Here is a 16225-nt window from a genome sequence, read left to right on the forward strand (position 1 = left end):
TTTTTAGATTAATTAATTTTAATCTACTTCTTTTTTATAATTTTTATATCAATCTTAAGATTTTTTAAAATTTTATTGGTAATTATTTTTGGATCTTTTTTATTTGGATTTTTATTAATTATTCAGTATTTTTTATTAACAAATGGATAATTTGCATTAAAAAATTGTAAAATTAATAATTAAATATATAAATACCCTTTAATATAATTAATAAATGGATAATAGTCTATAAAATATGATTTATCAAAATATTTATTTTAATTTTTAATTTAAAAGAAAAGGTGTGTAAACAAATGGAATTAATTGTAGCCAAATTTGGCGGTACTTCGATTGGAAATGGACAAAGAATTAGAAAAGCTGCACAATCTATCGTAAATGCGTATATGGAAGGAAAGAAGGTTGTGGTTGTTGTATCAGCTATTAACAAGACTACTGATGACTTAGTAGCTATTGCTGATGAATCCATTGGAAAAGAAGTAACTGAAAAGCAATTGGCGGAAATTTTATCCATGGGTGAGAGAACCAGCATCAGAGTATTTTCATCAGTCTTGGAATCATTAGGTGTAAAATCCGAATACATAGATCCAAGCCATGACTTATGGCCTGTGATTACTGATGACAACTATGGAAAAGCTCAAATTGATTTTGAAAAAACTGAAGAGCAATCTCAAGGACTTTTAGGACTTTTAGATCAAGGAATCATTCCAGTTGTCTGCGGATTCTTGGGAAGAACTGAAAATGGAGAAGTAACCACCTTAGGAAGAGGTGGAAGTGATGTAACTGCATTCCTATTAGGTCATTGCTTAAATGCAGATGACGTAATCATCGTTACCGATGTGGATGGAGTCATGTCAACTGATCCAAGAAAAATCAATGAAGCTGAAAAATTGGATTATATCTCTGTTGAAGAGATGAGAGATTTAGCTACTCATGGAGCTCAAGTTTTACACCCTCATGCTTTAAGATTTAAAGATCCTGAAATAAAAGCAAAAATCATTAGTTTTGAAAAAGGTGATTTGTCTGACCCTGGGACTGAGATTGTAGGTCCCTTTGAAGATTCCATGAACAAATCAGTTTGCTTGCATCCGGAACCTATCTCTGTAGTTGCTTTAGTTGGAGAGGATTTGCTTAATCAGATTGGTCTCCTTGCAAAAATGACAACTTTGGTAGCGGAAGCTAACATCAACATTTATGGTATCTCTGCAGGTCAAAATTCAATTACCTTATTCTTGGATAAATGCGATGCTGATGAAGCATATCATTTATTGCATAATTTAGTCATTGCTGAAGACAGTTTAAGCTCAATTTCCTTAGGAAGGGACATCGCTATGTTAACCATGATTAATCCTGACTTTATTGAAACTCCTGGAGTAATCACTGAAATCACCAATCCACTTAAGGAAGCACACATAAACATCGTTGAAATCTCATCATCCCAAACTGCTATTGTCTTATTCATTAACTGGGAAGATGGTAAGGTAGCATACGACTTAATAAAGGGAGTTTTATAACTCTCGCTTTTATTATTTTAATCTTATAAAGAGGCATTTACTTTATTTTCATTAAAGGGAAGTAATCTGCTTCTATCGTTTTTTATTGTAATTAATTTTTATTTACAATCCTTGAAGGTTCGTAAAAATATTTGGTTTTTAATGATACGAACTTTAACTGATTAAGTATTTGAAATTAATATGATTCTTTAGAAATTAAATTAAATGAAAAAATAAATGATTAGATTTATTAAATAATTGAAATAAAAATTCAAAAATAATTATTAATGTAAAAAGGTGTTTTTTATGCGTTTTGAAGGAACTGCTGTTGCTATGGTCACTCCTATGCATGAGGATGGATCCATAGATGAAGAAGGATACAGACAGAATATTAACTGGTTGATTGACAATGATGTGGACGGTTTGGTTGCTGTAGGAACCACTGGTGAATCCGCTACCTTAACCCATGATGAACATAGAAAAGTTCTTGATATCATGATTGATGAAGTTGATGGCAGAGTAACCACCATTGCAGGAACCGGAAGTAATGCAACTACCGAAGCATTGGACTTAACCAAATATGCAGATGATGCTGGAGCAGATATGGCTCTATTGATCACTCCATATTACAACAAACCACAACAACATGGTGTAATTGAACATTATACCCAAATTGCAAATGCAGTGGACATTGACTTGATCACTTACAATGTTCCATCACGTACCAGTTTGGATATGGCTCCTGAAACCATTGTTGAACTTGCAAAAGTGGACAATATCTCTGCTTTAAAAGAAGCTTCCTCTGATGTGGACAAAGTATCCAAAACCATGAAACTCTTAAGGGATGAAGGATTGGAAGACGATATTGTAATCTTATCCGGTAGTGATGAATTGACCCTTCCTTTAATGTCTGTTGGTGCAAGAGGTGTAGTGAGTGCATCCGCTAACATCGATCCAAGAACCATGGTTCAAATGGTAAACTGCATCTTAGACGGTGACTATGATAAAGCGATGGAATTGCACTACAAACAATATGACTTAATCAAAGCTTTATTCATTGAAACCAGCCCAGCACCTGCAAAAGAAGCATTGAAAATGATGGGAATGCCTGCAGGTCCATTAAGATTACCTTTAGTTCCTATGTTGGAAGAAAACAAAGCAATCTTAAGAAAAGCATTGGAAGATGCTGGAATTTTATAATTCCAGTTCTTATTTTTTTACAATTTGTTTATACTTATAAAATTATTTAGATGATATTATGATAAAAGTTGCTGTAACTGGAGCTGCTGGAAGAATGGGCTCCGGCATTATAAGAAAAATTACTGAACAGGATGATATGGAAGTTGTAGCTGCTATTGAAATGCCAAACACTCCTTTAGCAGGTGTAGATGCTGGTGAAAAAGCAGGTATCGGTAATATTGGAGTTCCTATTGTCGGTTCCCAAGATTTGGAAAAAGCATTGAAAGAATCTGGAGCTGAAGTATTGGTTGACTTTACCATTGCTCCTGCTGCTGTTGAAACCATTAAAAGAACTGCTGATTGCGGTGTAAACTTAGTGGTCGGTACCACTGGATTTACAGAAGAGCAAGCTAAAGGAAACGCTGATGTAATCAAGGAAAAGAACATCAAGGCAGTTATTTCCTCTAATTTCTCAATTGGAGTAAACGTATTCTTTAAGGTATTGAAGGACTTGACTCCTATCTTGAATGACTTTGATATTGAAATCATTGAAGCTCACCACAACCAAAAGGCAGATGCTCCTTCCGGAACTGCTATGACTGCATTTGAAGTGGTTGCTGACGCTCTTGAAAGAAACCCTGAAGAAGTGGGTGTCTATGGAAGACAAGGTCAAGTAGGTAAAAGAACCAAAGAGGAAATCGGTATACATGCAGTACGTGGTGGGGACATTGTAGGAGACCACACTGTATTGTATGTTGGTGATGGTGAAAGATTGGAAGTTAAACACATGGCACATACCAGAGAAGTATTCATTGCTGGTGTTATCAGAGCTTTAAGATTCGTAGGTTCCGCAGAACCTGGAAAAGTAAATGATATGTCTGATGTTTTAGGAATTTAATTTTAATTCCTCTTTCTTTTAGAAAATAAACTTTAATTATTTTCTTTTAGAAAAAATAAATAAATATTATAATTATTGAGATGATTTAAATGGTAAAAGTAGGTGTACTTGGTGCAACTGGAATGGTAGGTCAAAGATTCATCCAATTGTTGGCTGATCATCCTGATTTTGAAATTGCTGCACTTGCAGCTTCCGGAAGATCTGCAGGCAAAAAATATGAAGACGCTACCACTTGGTATATGAATAGTGAAATGCCTGAATCTGTAAGAGACATTACTGTAATTGAAACTGACCCTGCACAGATGGATAAGGATGTTGAAATAGTGTTCTCTTCACTTCCTGCTGATTTTGCTGCAAAAGTCGAGCCAGAATTTGCAAAGGATTTTGTTGTGGCATCAAATGCTAGTGCGATGAGAATGAAAAAGGACATTCCTTTAGTCATTCCTGAAGTCAATCCACAATTCTTGGACATGATTGAAGCACAACAGAAAAACAACAACTGGGACGGTTTCATTGTAACTAACCCTAACTGTTCAACCATTGCTTTGACCTTAACATTAAAACCAATTTATGATAATTTCAACATAAACAGAATTTATGTATCTACCATGCAAGCTGTTTCAGGAGCAGGTTATAATGGTGTTCCTTCAATGGCTATTGTAGATAACTTGGTTCCATACATTGGCGGTGAAGAGGAAAAGATGGAAAGCGAGACCTTGCATCTTTTAGGTTCACTTGATGGTGGGGAAGTAAAACCAGCAAACTTCTCATTAAGCGCATCCTGTCACAGAGTGCCTGTTATTGATGGTCACACTGAAGCAGTATTCGTAGAGCTTGATGACGAAGTAGATATTGATAAAATCAAAAAGACAATGGCTGAATTTAGAGGACTTCCTCAAGAATTAGGTCTTCATTCTGCTCCAGAACAACCTGTTATCGTAAAAGAAGAAGATGACAGGCCTCAACCAAGAATGGACAGAATGGCTTATGGCGGTATGGCTGCTACTGTTGGTAGAGTCAGAAAAGATCAAGCATTTGATAACAGCTTCAAATATGTTCTTGTAGGACATAATACAATTAGAGGTGCTGCTGGCGCTTCTATTTTGAATGCTGAATTGATTAATAAACAAATATTATAATATTGTTTATAATTCTTTTTTTTATTTTTTTTATTTTTTTTTTCTTTGATATTTTAACAATGTTTCGTAAAACTTGTTTTATGAAATAAACTAAATTTTGGCTTTTTTAAGTGTGATATTGACAAGCGAGGACAGAATCACTATAATGTATTAGTATCTGATACTAGTACTAAAGGAAGCGATTATTATGACATTCTCTGTAAAAGATATGATTATTAAAAGAAAAAGTGTGAGGACCTTCACTGGGGAGCCTCTCAAGAATGAAGACAGGGTGGCTATTGAACAATTTATTCAATCCCAAACAAATCCATTTGATGTTTCCGTGGATTTTCGTTTTCTTGACGTCAAAGAGTATGGGCTTTCCAGTCCGGTGATTGTAGGTGCGGATTTGTATCTTGCCGCAAAGGTGAAACGTTGCAAACATTATGAGATTGGTTTTGGATATAGCTTTGAGCATGTGTGCCTCTATGCGGAATCACTCGGTGTAGGAACTGTAATGCTTGCTGCCTCACTCAGCAGGGCTGCTTTTGAAAAGGCTATGGATGTTCAGGATGATGAAGTTCTCCCTGTTGCGAGTCCTGTTGGATATCCTTCACAGAAGAAATCCATCCGTGAATCCTTAATGCGTAAAGGCCTGAAAGCTGATAAAAGAATTCCTTTTGAGCAGTTGTTTTTCGATAAGCAGTATGGGAATAAGCTATCTGCTTCATCCGCTGGTATTTTTGCTGATGCTCTGGAAATGGCAAGATGGGCTCCATCTGCTGGAAACAAACAGCCTTGGAGAGCTGTTGTCATTGGTGATACAGTTCACTTCTATAAAGAAAAGTCCATGAGGAACAGTCCGCTTGGTGATATTCAGAAGGTGGATGTCGGTATTGCCTTAGCCCATTTTGACCTGACAATGCAGGAAGAAGGGCATAAAGGACGATTTGTGGAAGCGGACCCAAGTATCGCAATTCCGGAAAATGTGCAGTACGTCATCTCGTATGAAATGGAAAAATAATAGATACATTTTTTCGGCAGCGATATATGTGGATTAGTTTCGTAAAACATTAGTTTAATGAACTAAAATAAACAAAGATCAAGAATTAAATATGTTCTTGTAGGACATAATACAATTAGAGGTGCTGCTGGTGCTTCTATTTTGAATGCTGAATTGATTAATAAACAAATATTATAATATTTTTTATTAATTCTTTTTTTTTACTTTTTTTGATATTTTTTTAAATCTTTTTTTTTATTGACGTTTTAGTGTTTCGTAAAACTATTGTTCAATGAACTAAATTAAACAAAACTGTAATGGAAATTTATAATGGGAAAAAACACACAGCACATTCCATGATAATTCAACGAATATAAAAAAAAAATAATGATAAAAAGAAAGAAGGATTTAAAAAAAATTATTAGACTCATAATTAGGACAACACAAATCTAAATCAATTCCCCAAATAGGAAATAATTAATCCCTAATTTTTATTAAAGTTTTTCCTTTAGAACCTCCTTTATCAACCTTATCCATAGCTTTATTAACATCACTTAATTCAAAGATTGTATCAATGGAAGATTTAATATTTTTCTCTTCAAATATCCTAGAAACTTGTTCCAATTGTTTTCCATTTGATTCAACAAACAAAAAATAATATTTTTGATTTTTTTTACTAGCCAACTTGTCAAATTTCCTTCCGGCAAATTTGAATAATAATTTTTTAACCGTTGATAGTCCCATTCTTTTTGCAAATTCTTCATTTGGAAGGCCTTTAAGAGATACCAAAATACCTCCAGGTTTTAATATCTTAAATTCCTTTTCCAATTCTGATTCGCCCAAAGTATCTAAAACATAATCAACATCAGACAATATTTCTGAATAATCCTGAGTTTTATAATCAATAAATTCACTGACACCCAAATCCATTACCCTTTGCCTGTTTTTTTCACTTCCGCTGGTAATTATATGCAATCCCAGATCTTTAGCAATTGGAATTGCCATTGCACCTAAACTGCCTGTTCCACCAGAAATGAAAATTTTTTCTCCTTTTGAAGGATTCATTAATTCAAATGCCTGAATTGCAGTCAGTGCAGTTAATGGCACACATGCCGCCTCATCGAATTTCAAATAATCCGGTATTTTTGCAATTGCATATTTATTAATTGCAACGTACTCTGCAAAAGCACCTATTTTATTTAAAGGCATTCTTGCATATACCCTATCCCCTTCAGTGAAATCAGTTACACTGCTTCCAGTTTTTTCAACAATACCTGAAAATTCATTGCCCATTACTAACGGATATTTATAGGGAGTGATTAATTTCACTTCTTCCCGAACAATCATATTATCAAGGGGATTGACACCTGCATATTTAACTTTAACCAACACATCATCTTCATCAATTTCAGGCATTGGAACTTCTTTAATTTCTAAATCTTCATTTTTCTTATTCAATACTGCTGCTTTCATCATTTAACCTCAAAATTTCAGCATAATAATCTTTAAACATGTTAATTACTTCTAAATCTTGTGTGTCATCACATTCAAGTTCATCCAATCCAAATACTGCCATTTCATATAATATTCTATTTAATCTAAATCCTTTATGAGTTAAACGATATTCCCCATCTTTTTTTCTAATCAAACCATTTTGCTCCATGAACTTTAAAGTATCCGATAGCACTGTGTTTGAAAGACCATCTTTTCCTTCACTAAACTCACGAAAGTATTTTTTTCCAGAAAACATGTCCCTGATTAAAACAATTATCCATTTACGATTGATTAATTTTAACGTGTTTTCTATTGGGCAGGTCATTAAATCTTTTGTCATGAAAATCATACAGAAAAATCAATTAATTAATATTTTGAAAAAAATTATATTTAAAACAGTTAGTTAGTCAAGACTGACTAAAAAAAGTACACCTCCATTTTAATTCAACCCCACCATATGGAAATCAGACCTCACCCTGTTTCTCATAGTAAACGTTCCCCAATCACACAAAACATGTTTCGTAAAACTATTGTTTAATGAACTAAATTAAACAAAATAGAAAATCAAAACAATACAAAAAAATATCTATGAAATTTTTCAATTAATAATATCCGAAATATCACCAAAAACTTTATAAATAGTCAAAAACAACATTTATAAAAGGGTGATAACATGATTGAGAATAATATATGCCTATTGACAGACAGCTATAAACTCACCCACCACTACTTATACCCAAAAGGCACTGAAAGGATTTATTCCTACCTTGAAAGCAGAAGTGGTGCAGAGTTTAACAAAACTATTTTTTATGGACTGCAATACATCCTCAAGAAATACCTTGAAGGTAGTGTAGTAAGTGAAGAAAAAGTATTGGAAGCGGAGAAAATCGTAGATGCACATATTGCACCAGGAATCTTCAACACTGATGATTGGATGTACATTGCACAGGAACTTGATGGAAAACTCCCTGTTGAAATAAAAGCGGTTCCAGAAGGAACACCAGTTAATGTAGGCAATGCATTGATGACTATAGAGAATACAGACAAGCATGCATACTGGTTGCCTAATTATCTTGAATCACTCCTTCTTCAAGTATGGTACCCATCAACTATTGCAACATTATCTGCAGAGGTTAAAAAGCTTTGCAATTTCTATTTGGATATAACAGGATCATCTAAAGACAATCTTAACTTTATGTTGCATGATTTCGGTTATCGTGGAGCAAGTTCAACTGAATCATCAAGATTAGCTGGTTCAGCTCATTTATTAAGCTTTTCAGGTACAGATACTGTACCAGCACTTGCAATACCTGCAAACTATTACAATAGTAATGAGATTCAAGGATTTTCAGTTCAGGCAACTGAACATAGTGTAATGACTGCAATGGGTCCGGAAGGTGAAATGGACCAGGCAATAAACGTTGTCCAAAATGCTCATGATGGAATTTTGTCAATTGTAATAGACAGCTACAACTATAAGAATTTCTTGGAAAATGCATGCATTAAAGGACATGGCCTGAATGATGAAATCATTACCTTCCTAAACAAAACTGAAGGAAACAAGGTAGTGTTCAGACCAGACAGTGGAGAACCTATCTCAACAACAATCGATTGTCTTGAAATAATTGAAAGAGGATTTGGAAGCCAAGAAAATTCCAAAGGATATAAAACATTCAAAGCAAATATAGGTCTTCTTTGGGGAGACGGTTTGGATTATCATAAAATCAGAGACATACTCTTTGGCATAAAGGCTCAAGGATGGGCTGCTGAAAACCTTATCTTTGGAATGGGTGGAGGATTGCATACTGCCGTAAACAGAGACACCCAAAGAAATGCATTCAAATGTTCTGCCCAACTTAGAAATGGGGAATGGATTGACATATTCAAAAAGCCATTGGACAGCAGTAAAAGATCCAAAAAAGGAAGATTCAAATTGTTAAGAAATGATGATTTTGAGTTTAAAACTGTTCCAAAAGATGATGAAGGTGAAGATCAATTAAGAACCGTATTTAAAGATGGGGAATTATTGATTGATGAAAACTTTGAAGAAATTAAAAATAGAACTGAAAAATATAACAAGTTTCCAGTTAATTCATAAATAAAATAAAATTTTTAATTAATAAATTCTATTATTAGAATTTATTAAGTTTCGTAAAACTTGGTTTAATGAACTAAATTAAACAAATTAAAAAAATAGATTTAATCCAATTAGTGATAAGTCTTATGTCCTTGATAATATCACTAATAGGATTACTCAAAAGATAGGGGGAAACCCCTGCTCTCTCTATGTTTCTTCAAATATAAAAAACTTTTTATAATATTTTTTATAAAATTAAATATAAGAATTTTTTCTTAGATTTATTGAAAATTATAATAGCTTATTTTTTGAGGGGGGAGATATTATGGTTTTGGATAATTTAGCATTTTCTAGATTTTTCTATCTTCTTCTTTTGAAAAACTATTGATGATTTTTTTATTAAAAAGTGATATTATGGTAGATATAATTGATAGATTTGATGGAAAATATTTATTCTTAAGTAATTTTTATATTTGTGATGTTGAATATGATGGAATAGTTTATCCTCATACAGAAGCTGCTTTTCATGCTCAAAAGGTCTTTGATGATGAGACTAAATTGAAATTCACCAATGTGAGCCCAAGAAAATCGAAAAGATTAGGTCATAAAGTAAAATTGCGTGAAGATTGGGATGAAGTTAAGGATAATATAATGTATGAAGTATGCAAAGCTAAATTTGAGCAAAATGAAGACATTAGGAAATTGTTATTGGAAACTGGTGATGCTACTTTAATAGAAGGAAACACCTGGAATGATCAATATTGGGGTGTTTGCAGAGGAAAAGGTAGAAATCAATTAGGAAAAACCTTGATGAGAATTAGAGAGGAATTAAGAGAATAATTTTTTGCATAAAAATTGAATTTTAAGGTGAAACATGATAGAATTAAATAAAAAATATGTTTTTCATATCCCTCTTTATAAATTAATTGGTGATGAATTAATCCTAATTGATATTGAAGAAATTCTTGAGAATCTATTTAGTCAATTTAATAAAAATGGTTATGACAGTTGGTATGTGACAAAAGTTAAAGCCCATTATAAATCTCGGGCTTTTGATGAATTGTTGATAACTATTTTCACTTCATCTGAAGAATTTCCTGAAGTTTTATTTAAAAAATGGTTTATGGAGAATAATAATATATTGGAGCAGGAAGCTTTTGCTTATGAATCTAATGATTCTATGATTATTGAAGAAATAAAAGAATAAACAGTATTTTGAAAATTTTTAGAAAAATTTGTATTTTGTTTTTTTCATTTTTTTAAAAGGGGTATAAAATATGAATGAGCTATTGCATAATGAGTTTGTTGGATGGAAGAAATGGGAAATCGCTTGGTTATTAATAGCCACTATTTCAATTGCAGTTATTTCAATTATTTTAGGAGATACTTATTTAGGCATTGTAGCAGCAATAACCGGAATAGCTTGTGTAATTTGCACTGGAAAAGGAAAATTATCCGCATATGTATTTGGTTTAGTTAATGTAATTGCTTATGCAATAATTGCTTTTGAATCTAAATATTATGGAGAAGTGATGCTAAATTTAATTTATTATTTGCCTATGCAGTTTTGGGGTTTTTATGTTTGGAGTAAGAATATGAATCCTGAAACCAACGAAGTTTCAAAAAGACAAATGTCATTAAAACAAACTACAATATTGTTAATTTCAGTATTTGCTTTAACTATTGTCTATGGGCTATTTTTACAGTTTTTAAATGGTAATTTGCCTTTTATTGATGCTTTAAGCACTGTAATATCAGTTGTTGCATTGTATATTTCAATAAAAATGTATACTGAGCAATGGGTCTTATGGATAATTGTTGATGTAGTTACTGTAATAATGTGGTTAATTGCTTTAATTAATGGTACTGGCAGTATAGCTGTTTTATTGATGTGGTGCATTTATTTAATTAATGCAGTTATCATGTATGTTAAGTGGAGGAATGAAACAAATGGATAATTACAATATTGGGTTTTATGGAGGTTCATTTGATCCGCTACATAAAGGGCATTTAAACAATATTTATAAGGCATCTTCAATGTGTAAAAAATTATATATTATGATTTCCTACGCTGAAAAAAGGGATCATGTTCCAATGGAAATCCGTTATAGGTGGATTTTAAATTTAACAAAGCACTTAGATAATGTAGAGATAATCACAGTTGAAGATGAAGCTGCTACAAAGGATGGCTATGATGATTCCTATTGGAAAAAAGGAGCTCAGGAAGTTAAGAAAAAAATAGGTCAAAAAATAGATGTGGTTTTTTGCGGGTCTGATTATGAAAACACCAATATATTTGAAGACTTATACCCTGAAAGTGAAATATACTACTTTGATAGAAAGATTATTCCTATAAGTTCCACATTAATTAGAGAAGATACATTTAAATATTGGGATTATCTTCCAAATTTTGTAAAATCCTATTTTGTTAAAAAGGTTTTGATTGTAGGAATACAAAGCACTGGCAAATCTACATTAGTTGAGAATTTAGCTAATTTATATAATACCAATTTTGTCCGCGAGATTGGTCGTGATAGATGTGAGGAAGCAGGGCTTGAAGAATTCATGAATTTTGAGGATTTGGCTTATAATATGATTTGTCAAAAAAGGGAAGAGTTAGAGGCTATAAAGACTTCAAATAGGATTCTTTTTGTTGATACTGATGCATTAGTAACACAATTCTATGCAGATTTTTTAATTAATGATGAGTCTCAAGAGGAAAAATTAGAGAATCTATCTTCTGCAATTACAAATATGCATGATTTTGATTTAATTATCTATTTGGAACCTACTGTTGCCTTTGTTCAGGATGGAACAAGAAATGAGCACATGTTTGAAAATTTTGAAGAATATAATAATAATTTAAAAAAGCTATTTGAAAAGAATGATGTTAATTATATATCTCTTGGAGGAAATTATTTAGAAAGATACAATAAGCTTATTGAATTAATTGAAAATAGATTAGGTATTAAACTTTCATATATTTGATGTGAATAGTTTTATTTAGTTCTTATAATAACTGATTTATGAAAAATTTTAAAGATTAATGAGGCAATTTTATAAATATTTTTTTAAAGGGGGTTTTTTATGGATAATGAAGATTATATGAATAGATATAATAGTCCAAATAAGGAAATACGCATGAAAGCTTCAAGTCAAGCTATTAAAAATGATGATTTTGAAGAAATTAAAGAAATAATTGAAAATTGTGAGTATGATGATGTTTTGGTTGATATTGTAATTAACGGTTCTTATGATATTCGTAAGAAGGCAATAGATAAGATTAGCATTGAAAATCAGGAAGCTTTGATAAATATAGCTAAAAATGCTGATAGTTTTCTTGCAAAATATGCATTAGAAAAGATTAAAGAAGATAATCAAAAGGATTTAATTGACATCGCTATTACTAAAAAATTTAAGCTTGCAAGAAAGGCTTTTGATAAAATCATTATTGATGATCAAGATGTTTGGATTGATATTGCACGCAATGCTGTTGATATAGATGTTGGAGAAAAAGCATTTAAAAGGATTAATTCTGATAATTTGAGTGATTTAGCAGTAGACTTTTCAAAAATTGAAAATTTTGCTGTTGCTAGAATGGCTTTTGATAAAATTACTGTTGATGATCAGGATGTTTGGATTGATATTGCGCGTAATGCAAAAGATTGGGCAGTAGCAAAAGAAGCTTTTGATAAAATTACTGTTGATGATCAGGATGTTTGGATTGATATTGGAGAAAATGCAAATGCCCTAGTTTCTAAAATTAATGCATTAGGTAAAATTGATGGCAAAAATTTTGTTTGGGCTCAAAATGAATTAATTGATATTGCAAAAGGCAGAGGAAATTATCGTGATAGAATTGAGGAAATAGGATATAAACGTGAAAGAATTTGGGCATTAGGAAATATTCGTGGTGAAAATTTTAAATGGGCTCAGTATAGATTAATTTTCATTGCTAAAAGTGAAAACTATTCCTTATATAAACTTGATGCATTAAAAATGATTTCAGGTGAAAATTTTGATTGGGCTCAAGATGAATTGCTTCGATTTATAAGAAACTCTGATGATGATTGGGATAAGATTTCTGGAGCTAAACTGGTCTCTGATGAAAATTTAGTTCAAGTAAAAGATGTTTTGGAATCTATAGCTAATGATAATAGTTCTCATTATCAAAATCAAGCAAAAGATCAATTGAATCGTTTAAAGTATGATGATGATAGTCAAAATATTAAAAAGGACACTAATTCAAAAGATGCTTCTAATATTTCAATTTCCAATCAAGGAGGCTTTGATTCAGATGCTTCAAATACTTCAAATTCCAGTCATTGTATCTTTGGATCAGATTTAATTATTTCAAATTCTCGCCAAAGAGTTATTGAGCTTTGTGGGGATGCAAGATTATCTGATTCATATTTAGAGCTATTGGATTATTATGGTTTAAATCAAGAAATAGGAAAATCAATTAAGGAGTATATGGAGCAAATCAGTTTAGAAATTCCTTTTTCAAAAATAGATGAAACATTTCATGAGGAATTTAAAAGGTTATATGGCATTGAGTTTCCAGAGCAGAAAAATGATTTTGAAAAATTGGAATCTTATAAAATAGACGATAATCATTTATTAAAAATTAAAAAAATAAGTGAATTAACAAAAACAGTGACTGACTTTTTTGGCTTGTATTACATACCAAAGGAATGTTATTATATTCTAAAAAGGCATAAATTGTTTGATTATTGGCTGCATATTAGAAATATGATGATTTTTAAAGCTAATGAATGTGCTTTCAAGAAGGAAAATTTTAAAGAATATTTCATAAATTCATTAAATGATATAAAAAGTATTTTAAGAAATGATTATAGATATGGAATTCCTAGTTATACTCTTAAAGGCATATTATTATTCCTTTTAAATGATATGACTATAGATATGTTGAATGAATTTAAAGAGTCTGACAGAGACAGTATTGCCACTGCAGCCCATTTTGGATATGGCATGTATATTCGTAACAAATTTTTGCATCTAAAAAGGGTTAGTTTTTTCTATAACGAGCAAGCTTATTTAGACAATACTATAAATTTTGATGAGGGAATTGAAACATTGGGTAGTAGTTTTTTTGCTGATGAAACCTCTGGAAGAATTGTTAAAAAAATCTGGGACATTATACAAAAGGACTATGACATAATTTTGAAGGAAAAAGAGGATGTTTTAAAGGATAAAAACAGATTTGAATGTATGGATTATTGTTATGATGATTCTTATCATTACTTTATCAAATATAACTGTGAAAATGAGGAGATTTTTAAAAGCGTATCAAAAAAATATGATGTTCCTTTAAACAATCTAAAACAGGCTTTCATTGATGAGGATTGGGAAAAACTAATGGCTGAAGATTTATTCAAAGAGTATTTTGGAATGAATGGTGATTATATTGGATTAATAAATAGTTTTCCTGAAGAAAATATTGATGAAAACATAATTATAAATAAGTTTAAAGATTCATTAAAATGCAATCAAATATCAAACAGGGTACTGGAGTGGTATGAAAAATATGATTGGGAAACAATTATCATTGATTTATTTAAAGATAAAAAAGAAAGAACCTTGGAAGGAATGGATAGTTTTTTTAGGAATTATGTTGTTCTAAGATTAAAAGGAAAAACTCATGGTAATGCCTTAAGTAATTTGTCCCGTGATTTTAGAATTCATAAAGATATTTTTGATGAATGGGCTGAAAATAACGGTTGGAGTGAGGAATATGAATTTAACAAAAATTTGGCTGACCGTATTATAAATTCGGATGACTTTAATCAGGCATTGGATGATTTAAATGATCTTACAATTTTAGAAAATGAATTTTTTGTTTATATTGTAATGAATGCAAAGGACTGTTCTATTTCATTGGAAGTTTTTGATAGAATTAATGATAGTGAAAATTTATTAGTGGAAATTGCAAACAATGCAAAATACAGTATTGTTGCTAAAAAAGCGGTTGAGAAGATATCTGTTTATTCAAAATGGGCCTTTAAGAATATTGCTCAAAATTCCAAACATGAAGATGCTGTCAAAGAAGCTATTAAAAGAATTGATGATAAGGAGGGTTATGTTTAATATAATTTGATTTTATTTTTAATTTTTAACATACTCTTTTTTAAAAATAGTGAACAACGAAAATTTTTATATGAATATTGATGAAAAAATAAGGTTATTGGATGAAGCACATTATTATAGCAGGAGCAAGTAGGAGTGGAAAAACAACACTTGCACTTAAATTAGCAAAACATGGATTCATACATTATAAAATGGATTCAATTAAAAGAGGAATAGATGACAATTTTTATGAAAAAAGGGATGATTGGAGAGAAATAAGTCCTAAAATGAGCCATTTAATTTGGACGATAATAGAAGACAGTGAAACAGATCAAATCAAAGGAAAAGAATTCTATGTAATTGATACATGTCATGTTTATCCAAAAGATTTATACAATAAAGATATAAAAAATACAATAATCATTTTTTTAGGATATAAAGATTTAGATATACATAAAAAATTAGAAGAAATGAAAAAATATGATGGGGATAATATTTGGACTAAAAATCAATCTGACGAAGATAATTTATATAATTTAGAATTGGGTGTTCCTTATAGTAAATCTGTCTGTGAGGAATGCCTTAAATATGAAATTAAATATTTTGATACAAGTGAAAACTTCAATGAAGTAATAAATGAAGCCTATCATTATTTATTAAAAAAAAGTAATATTGATGTTTAATTTACTTCATTAAACCATATTTTTAGAAACCGGACCTCAACAAAGAATGGGCAGATGGCTTATTGAGGTATGGCTGCTACTGTAGGTAGACTCAGAAAAGATCAAGTATATAACCTCTTCGAATATGTTATTGTAGGACATAATATCACCAAAAACTTTATAAATAGTCAAAAACAACATTTATAAAAGGGTGATA

Annotated in this window: 14 protein-coding genes; 12 read left to right on the top strand and 2 right to left on the bottom strand. The window is 31.2% G+C overall.

Annotated elements, in window-relative coordinates:
- The first annotated feature begins 293 nt into the window (after positions 1–293).
- The 5 genes from Q0409_RS01655 (at position 294) to Q0409_RS01675 (ending at position 5709) form a co-directional block, all read left to right on the top strand.
- The gene (locus Q0409_RS01655; protein ID WP_298534383.1) at positions 294–1511 is read left to right on the top strand and encodes an aspartate kinase; all 1218 of its coding nucleotides are present in this window, start codon (positions 294–296) and stop codon (positions 1509–1511) included.
- A 285-nt stretch (positions 1512–1796) separates the two neighbouring features.
- Positions 1797–2690, top strand: a complete 894-nt coding sequence (gene dapA / locus Q0409_RS01660) for a 4-hydroxy-tetrahydrodipicolinate synthase (RefSeq protein ID WP_298534384.1) — start codon at positions 1797–1799, stop codon at positions 2688–2690.
- Positions 2691–2748: 58 nt separating this feature from the next.
- Entirely contained in the window at positions 2749–3567 is an 819-nt protein-coding gene (gene dapB / locus Q0409_RS01665; protein ID WP_298534387.1) for a 4-hydroxy-tetrahydrodipicolinate reductase, read from the top strand.
- Between the two features lie 89 nt (positions 3568–3656).
- Positions 3657–4706, top strand: coding sequence for an aspartate-semialdehyde dehydrogenase (gene asd, locus Q0409_RS01670; RefSeq protein WP_298534390.1), 1050 nt, complete (start codon positions 3657–3659; stop codon positions 4704–4706).
- Between the two features lie 187 nt (positions 4707–4893).
- The gene (locus Q0409_RS01675; RefSeq protein WP_298534392.1) at positions 4894–5709 is read left to right on the top strand and encodes a nitroreductase family protein; all 816 of its coding nucleotides are present in this window, start codon (positions 4894–4896) and stop codon (positions 5707–5709) included.
- 456 nt (positions 5710–6165) lie between these two features.
- Here the strand turns inward: Q0409_RS01675 and Q0409_RS01680 are convergent, their stop codons facing one another.
- Entirely contained in the window at positions 6166–7161 is a 996-nt protein-coding gene (locus Q0409_RS01680; RefSeq protein WP_298534395.1) for an NADP-dependent oxidoreductase, read from the bottom strand.
- Entirely contained in the window at positions 7139–7522 is a 384-nt protein-coding gene (locus Q0409_RS01685) for a helix-turn-helix domain-containing protein (protein ID WP_298534398.1), read from the bottom strand. The genes Q0409_RS01680 and Q0409_RS01685 overlap by 23 nt, the downstream gene beginning before the upstream one ends.
- A gap of 333 nt (positions 7523–7855) precedes the next feature.
- On the opposite strand from Q0409_RS01685, the gene Q0409_RS01690 reads away from it, so the two are divergent.
- The 7 genes from Q0409_RS01690 (at position 7856) to Q0409_RS01720 (ending at position 16029) form a co-directional block, all read left to right on the top strand.
- Complete coding sequence (locus Q0409_RS01690; RefSeq protein WP_298534401.1) at positions 7856–9280, top strand: nicotinate phosphoribosyltransferase; 1425 nt, start codon at positions 7856–7858, stop codon at positions 9278–9280.
- 393 nt (positions 9281–9673) lie between these two features.
- Complete coding sequence (locus tag Q0409_RS01695) at positions 9674–10099, top strand: NADAR family protein (RefSeq protein WP_298534404.1); 426 nt, start codon at positions 9674–9676, stop codon at positions 10097–10099.
- A 34-nt stretch (positions 10100–10133) separates the two neighbouring features.
- Entirely contained in the window at positions 10134–10466 is a 333-nt protein-coding gene (locus tag Q0409_RS01700; RefSeq protein WP_298534407.1) for a hypothetical protein, read from the top strand.
- Between the two features lie 70 nt (positions 10467–10536).
- A complete protein-coding gene (gene pnuC, locus Q0409_RS01705; RefSeq protein WP_298534409.1) occupies positions 10537–11217 on the top strand; it encodes a nicotinamide riboside transporter PnuC in 681 nt (226 codons plus the stop codon).
- Entirely contained in the window at positions 11171–12247 is a 1077-nt protein-coding gene (locus Q0409_RS01710) for an AAA family ATPase (protein WP_298534412.1), read from the top strand. Before pnuC ends, Q0409_RS01710 begins: the two co-directional genes overlap by 47 nt.
- A 99-nt stretch (positions 12248–12346) precedes the next feature.
- Positions 12347–15367, top strand: coding sequence for a hypothetical protein (locus Q0409_RS01715; protein ID WP_298534415.1), 3021 nt, complete (start codon positions 12347–12349; stop codon positions 15365–15367).
- A gap of 101 nt (positions 15368–15468) precedes the next feature.
- Positions 15469–16029: a hypothetical protein gene (locus Q0409_RS01720; protein WP_298534418.1), complete on the top strand. Its 561-nt coding sequence runs from the start codon at positions 15469–15471 to the stop codon at positions 16027–16029.
- The last annotated feature ends 196 nt before the right edge of the window (positions 16030–16225 follow it).

Origin of the sequence: uncultured Methanobrevibacter sp., from assembly GCF_937898925.1 — an archaeon.
GTDB lineage: Archaea > Methanobacteriota > Methanobacteria > Methanobacteriales > Methanobacteriaceae > Methanobrevibacter.

Bases quoted from the DNA above. Each gene is read 5' to 3' on its own strand.
- Q0409_RS01655 (WP_298534383.1), top strand. From the start codon at position 294: ATGGAATTAATTGTAGCCAAATTTGGCGGTACTTCGATTGGAAATGGA.
- dapA (WP_298534384.1), top strand. From the start codon at position 1,797: ATGCGTTTTGAAGGAACTGCTGTTGCTATGGTCACTCCTATGCATGAG.
- dapB (WP_298534387.1), top strand. From the start codon at position 2,749: ATGATAAAAGTTGCTGTAACTGGAGCTGCTGGAAGAATGGGCTCCGGC.
- asd (WP_298534390.1), top strand. From the start codon at position 3,657: ATGGTAAAAGTAGGTGTACTTGGTGCAACTGGAATGGTAGGTCAAAGA.
- Q0409_RS01675 (WP_298534392.1), top strand. From the start codon at position 4,894: ATGACATTCTCTGTAAAAGATATGATTATTAAAAGAAAAAGTGTGAGG.
- Q0409_RS01680 (WP_298534395.1), bottom strand. From the start codon at position 7,161: ATGAAAGCAGCAGTATTGAATAAGAAAAATGAAGATTTAGAAATTAAA.
- Q0409_RS01685 (WP_298534398.1), bottom strand. From the start codon at position 7,522: ATGACAAAAGATTTAATGACCTGCCCAATAGAAAACACGTTAAAATTA.
- Q0409_RS01690 (WP_298534401.1), top strand. From the start codon at position 7,856: ATGATTGAGAATAATATATGCCTATTGACAGACAGCTATAAACTCACC.
- Q0409_RS01695 (WP_298534404.1), top strand. From the start codon at position 9,674: ATGGTAGATATAATTGATAGATTTGATGGAAAATATTTATTCTTAAGT.
- Q0409_RS01700 (WP_298534407.1), top strand. From the start codon at position 10,134: ATGATAGAATTAAATAAAAAATATGTTTTTCATATCCCTCTTTATAAA.
- pnuC (WP_298534409.1), top strand. From the start codon at position 10,537: ATGAATGAGCTATTGCATAATGAGTTTGTTGGATGGAAGAAATGGGAA.
- Q0409_RS01710 (WP_298534412.1), top strand. From the start codon at position 11,171: ATGCAGTTATCATGTATGTTAAGTGGAGGAATGAAACAAATGGATAAT.
- Q0409_RS01715 (WP_298534415.1), top strand. From the start codon at position 12,347: ATGGATAATGAAGATTATATGAATAGATATAATAGTCCAAATAAGGAA.
- Q0409_RS01720 (WP_298534418.1), top strand. From the start codon at position 15,469: ATGAAGCACATTATTATAGCAGGAGCAAGTAGGAGTGGAAAAACAACA.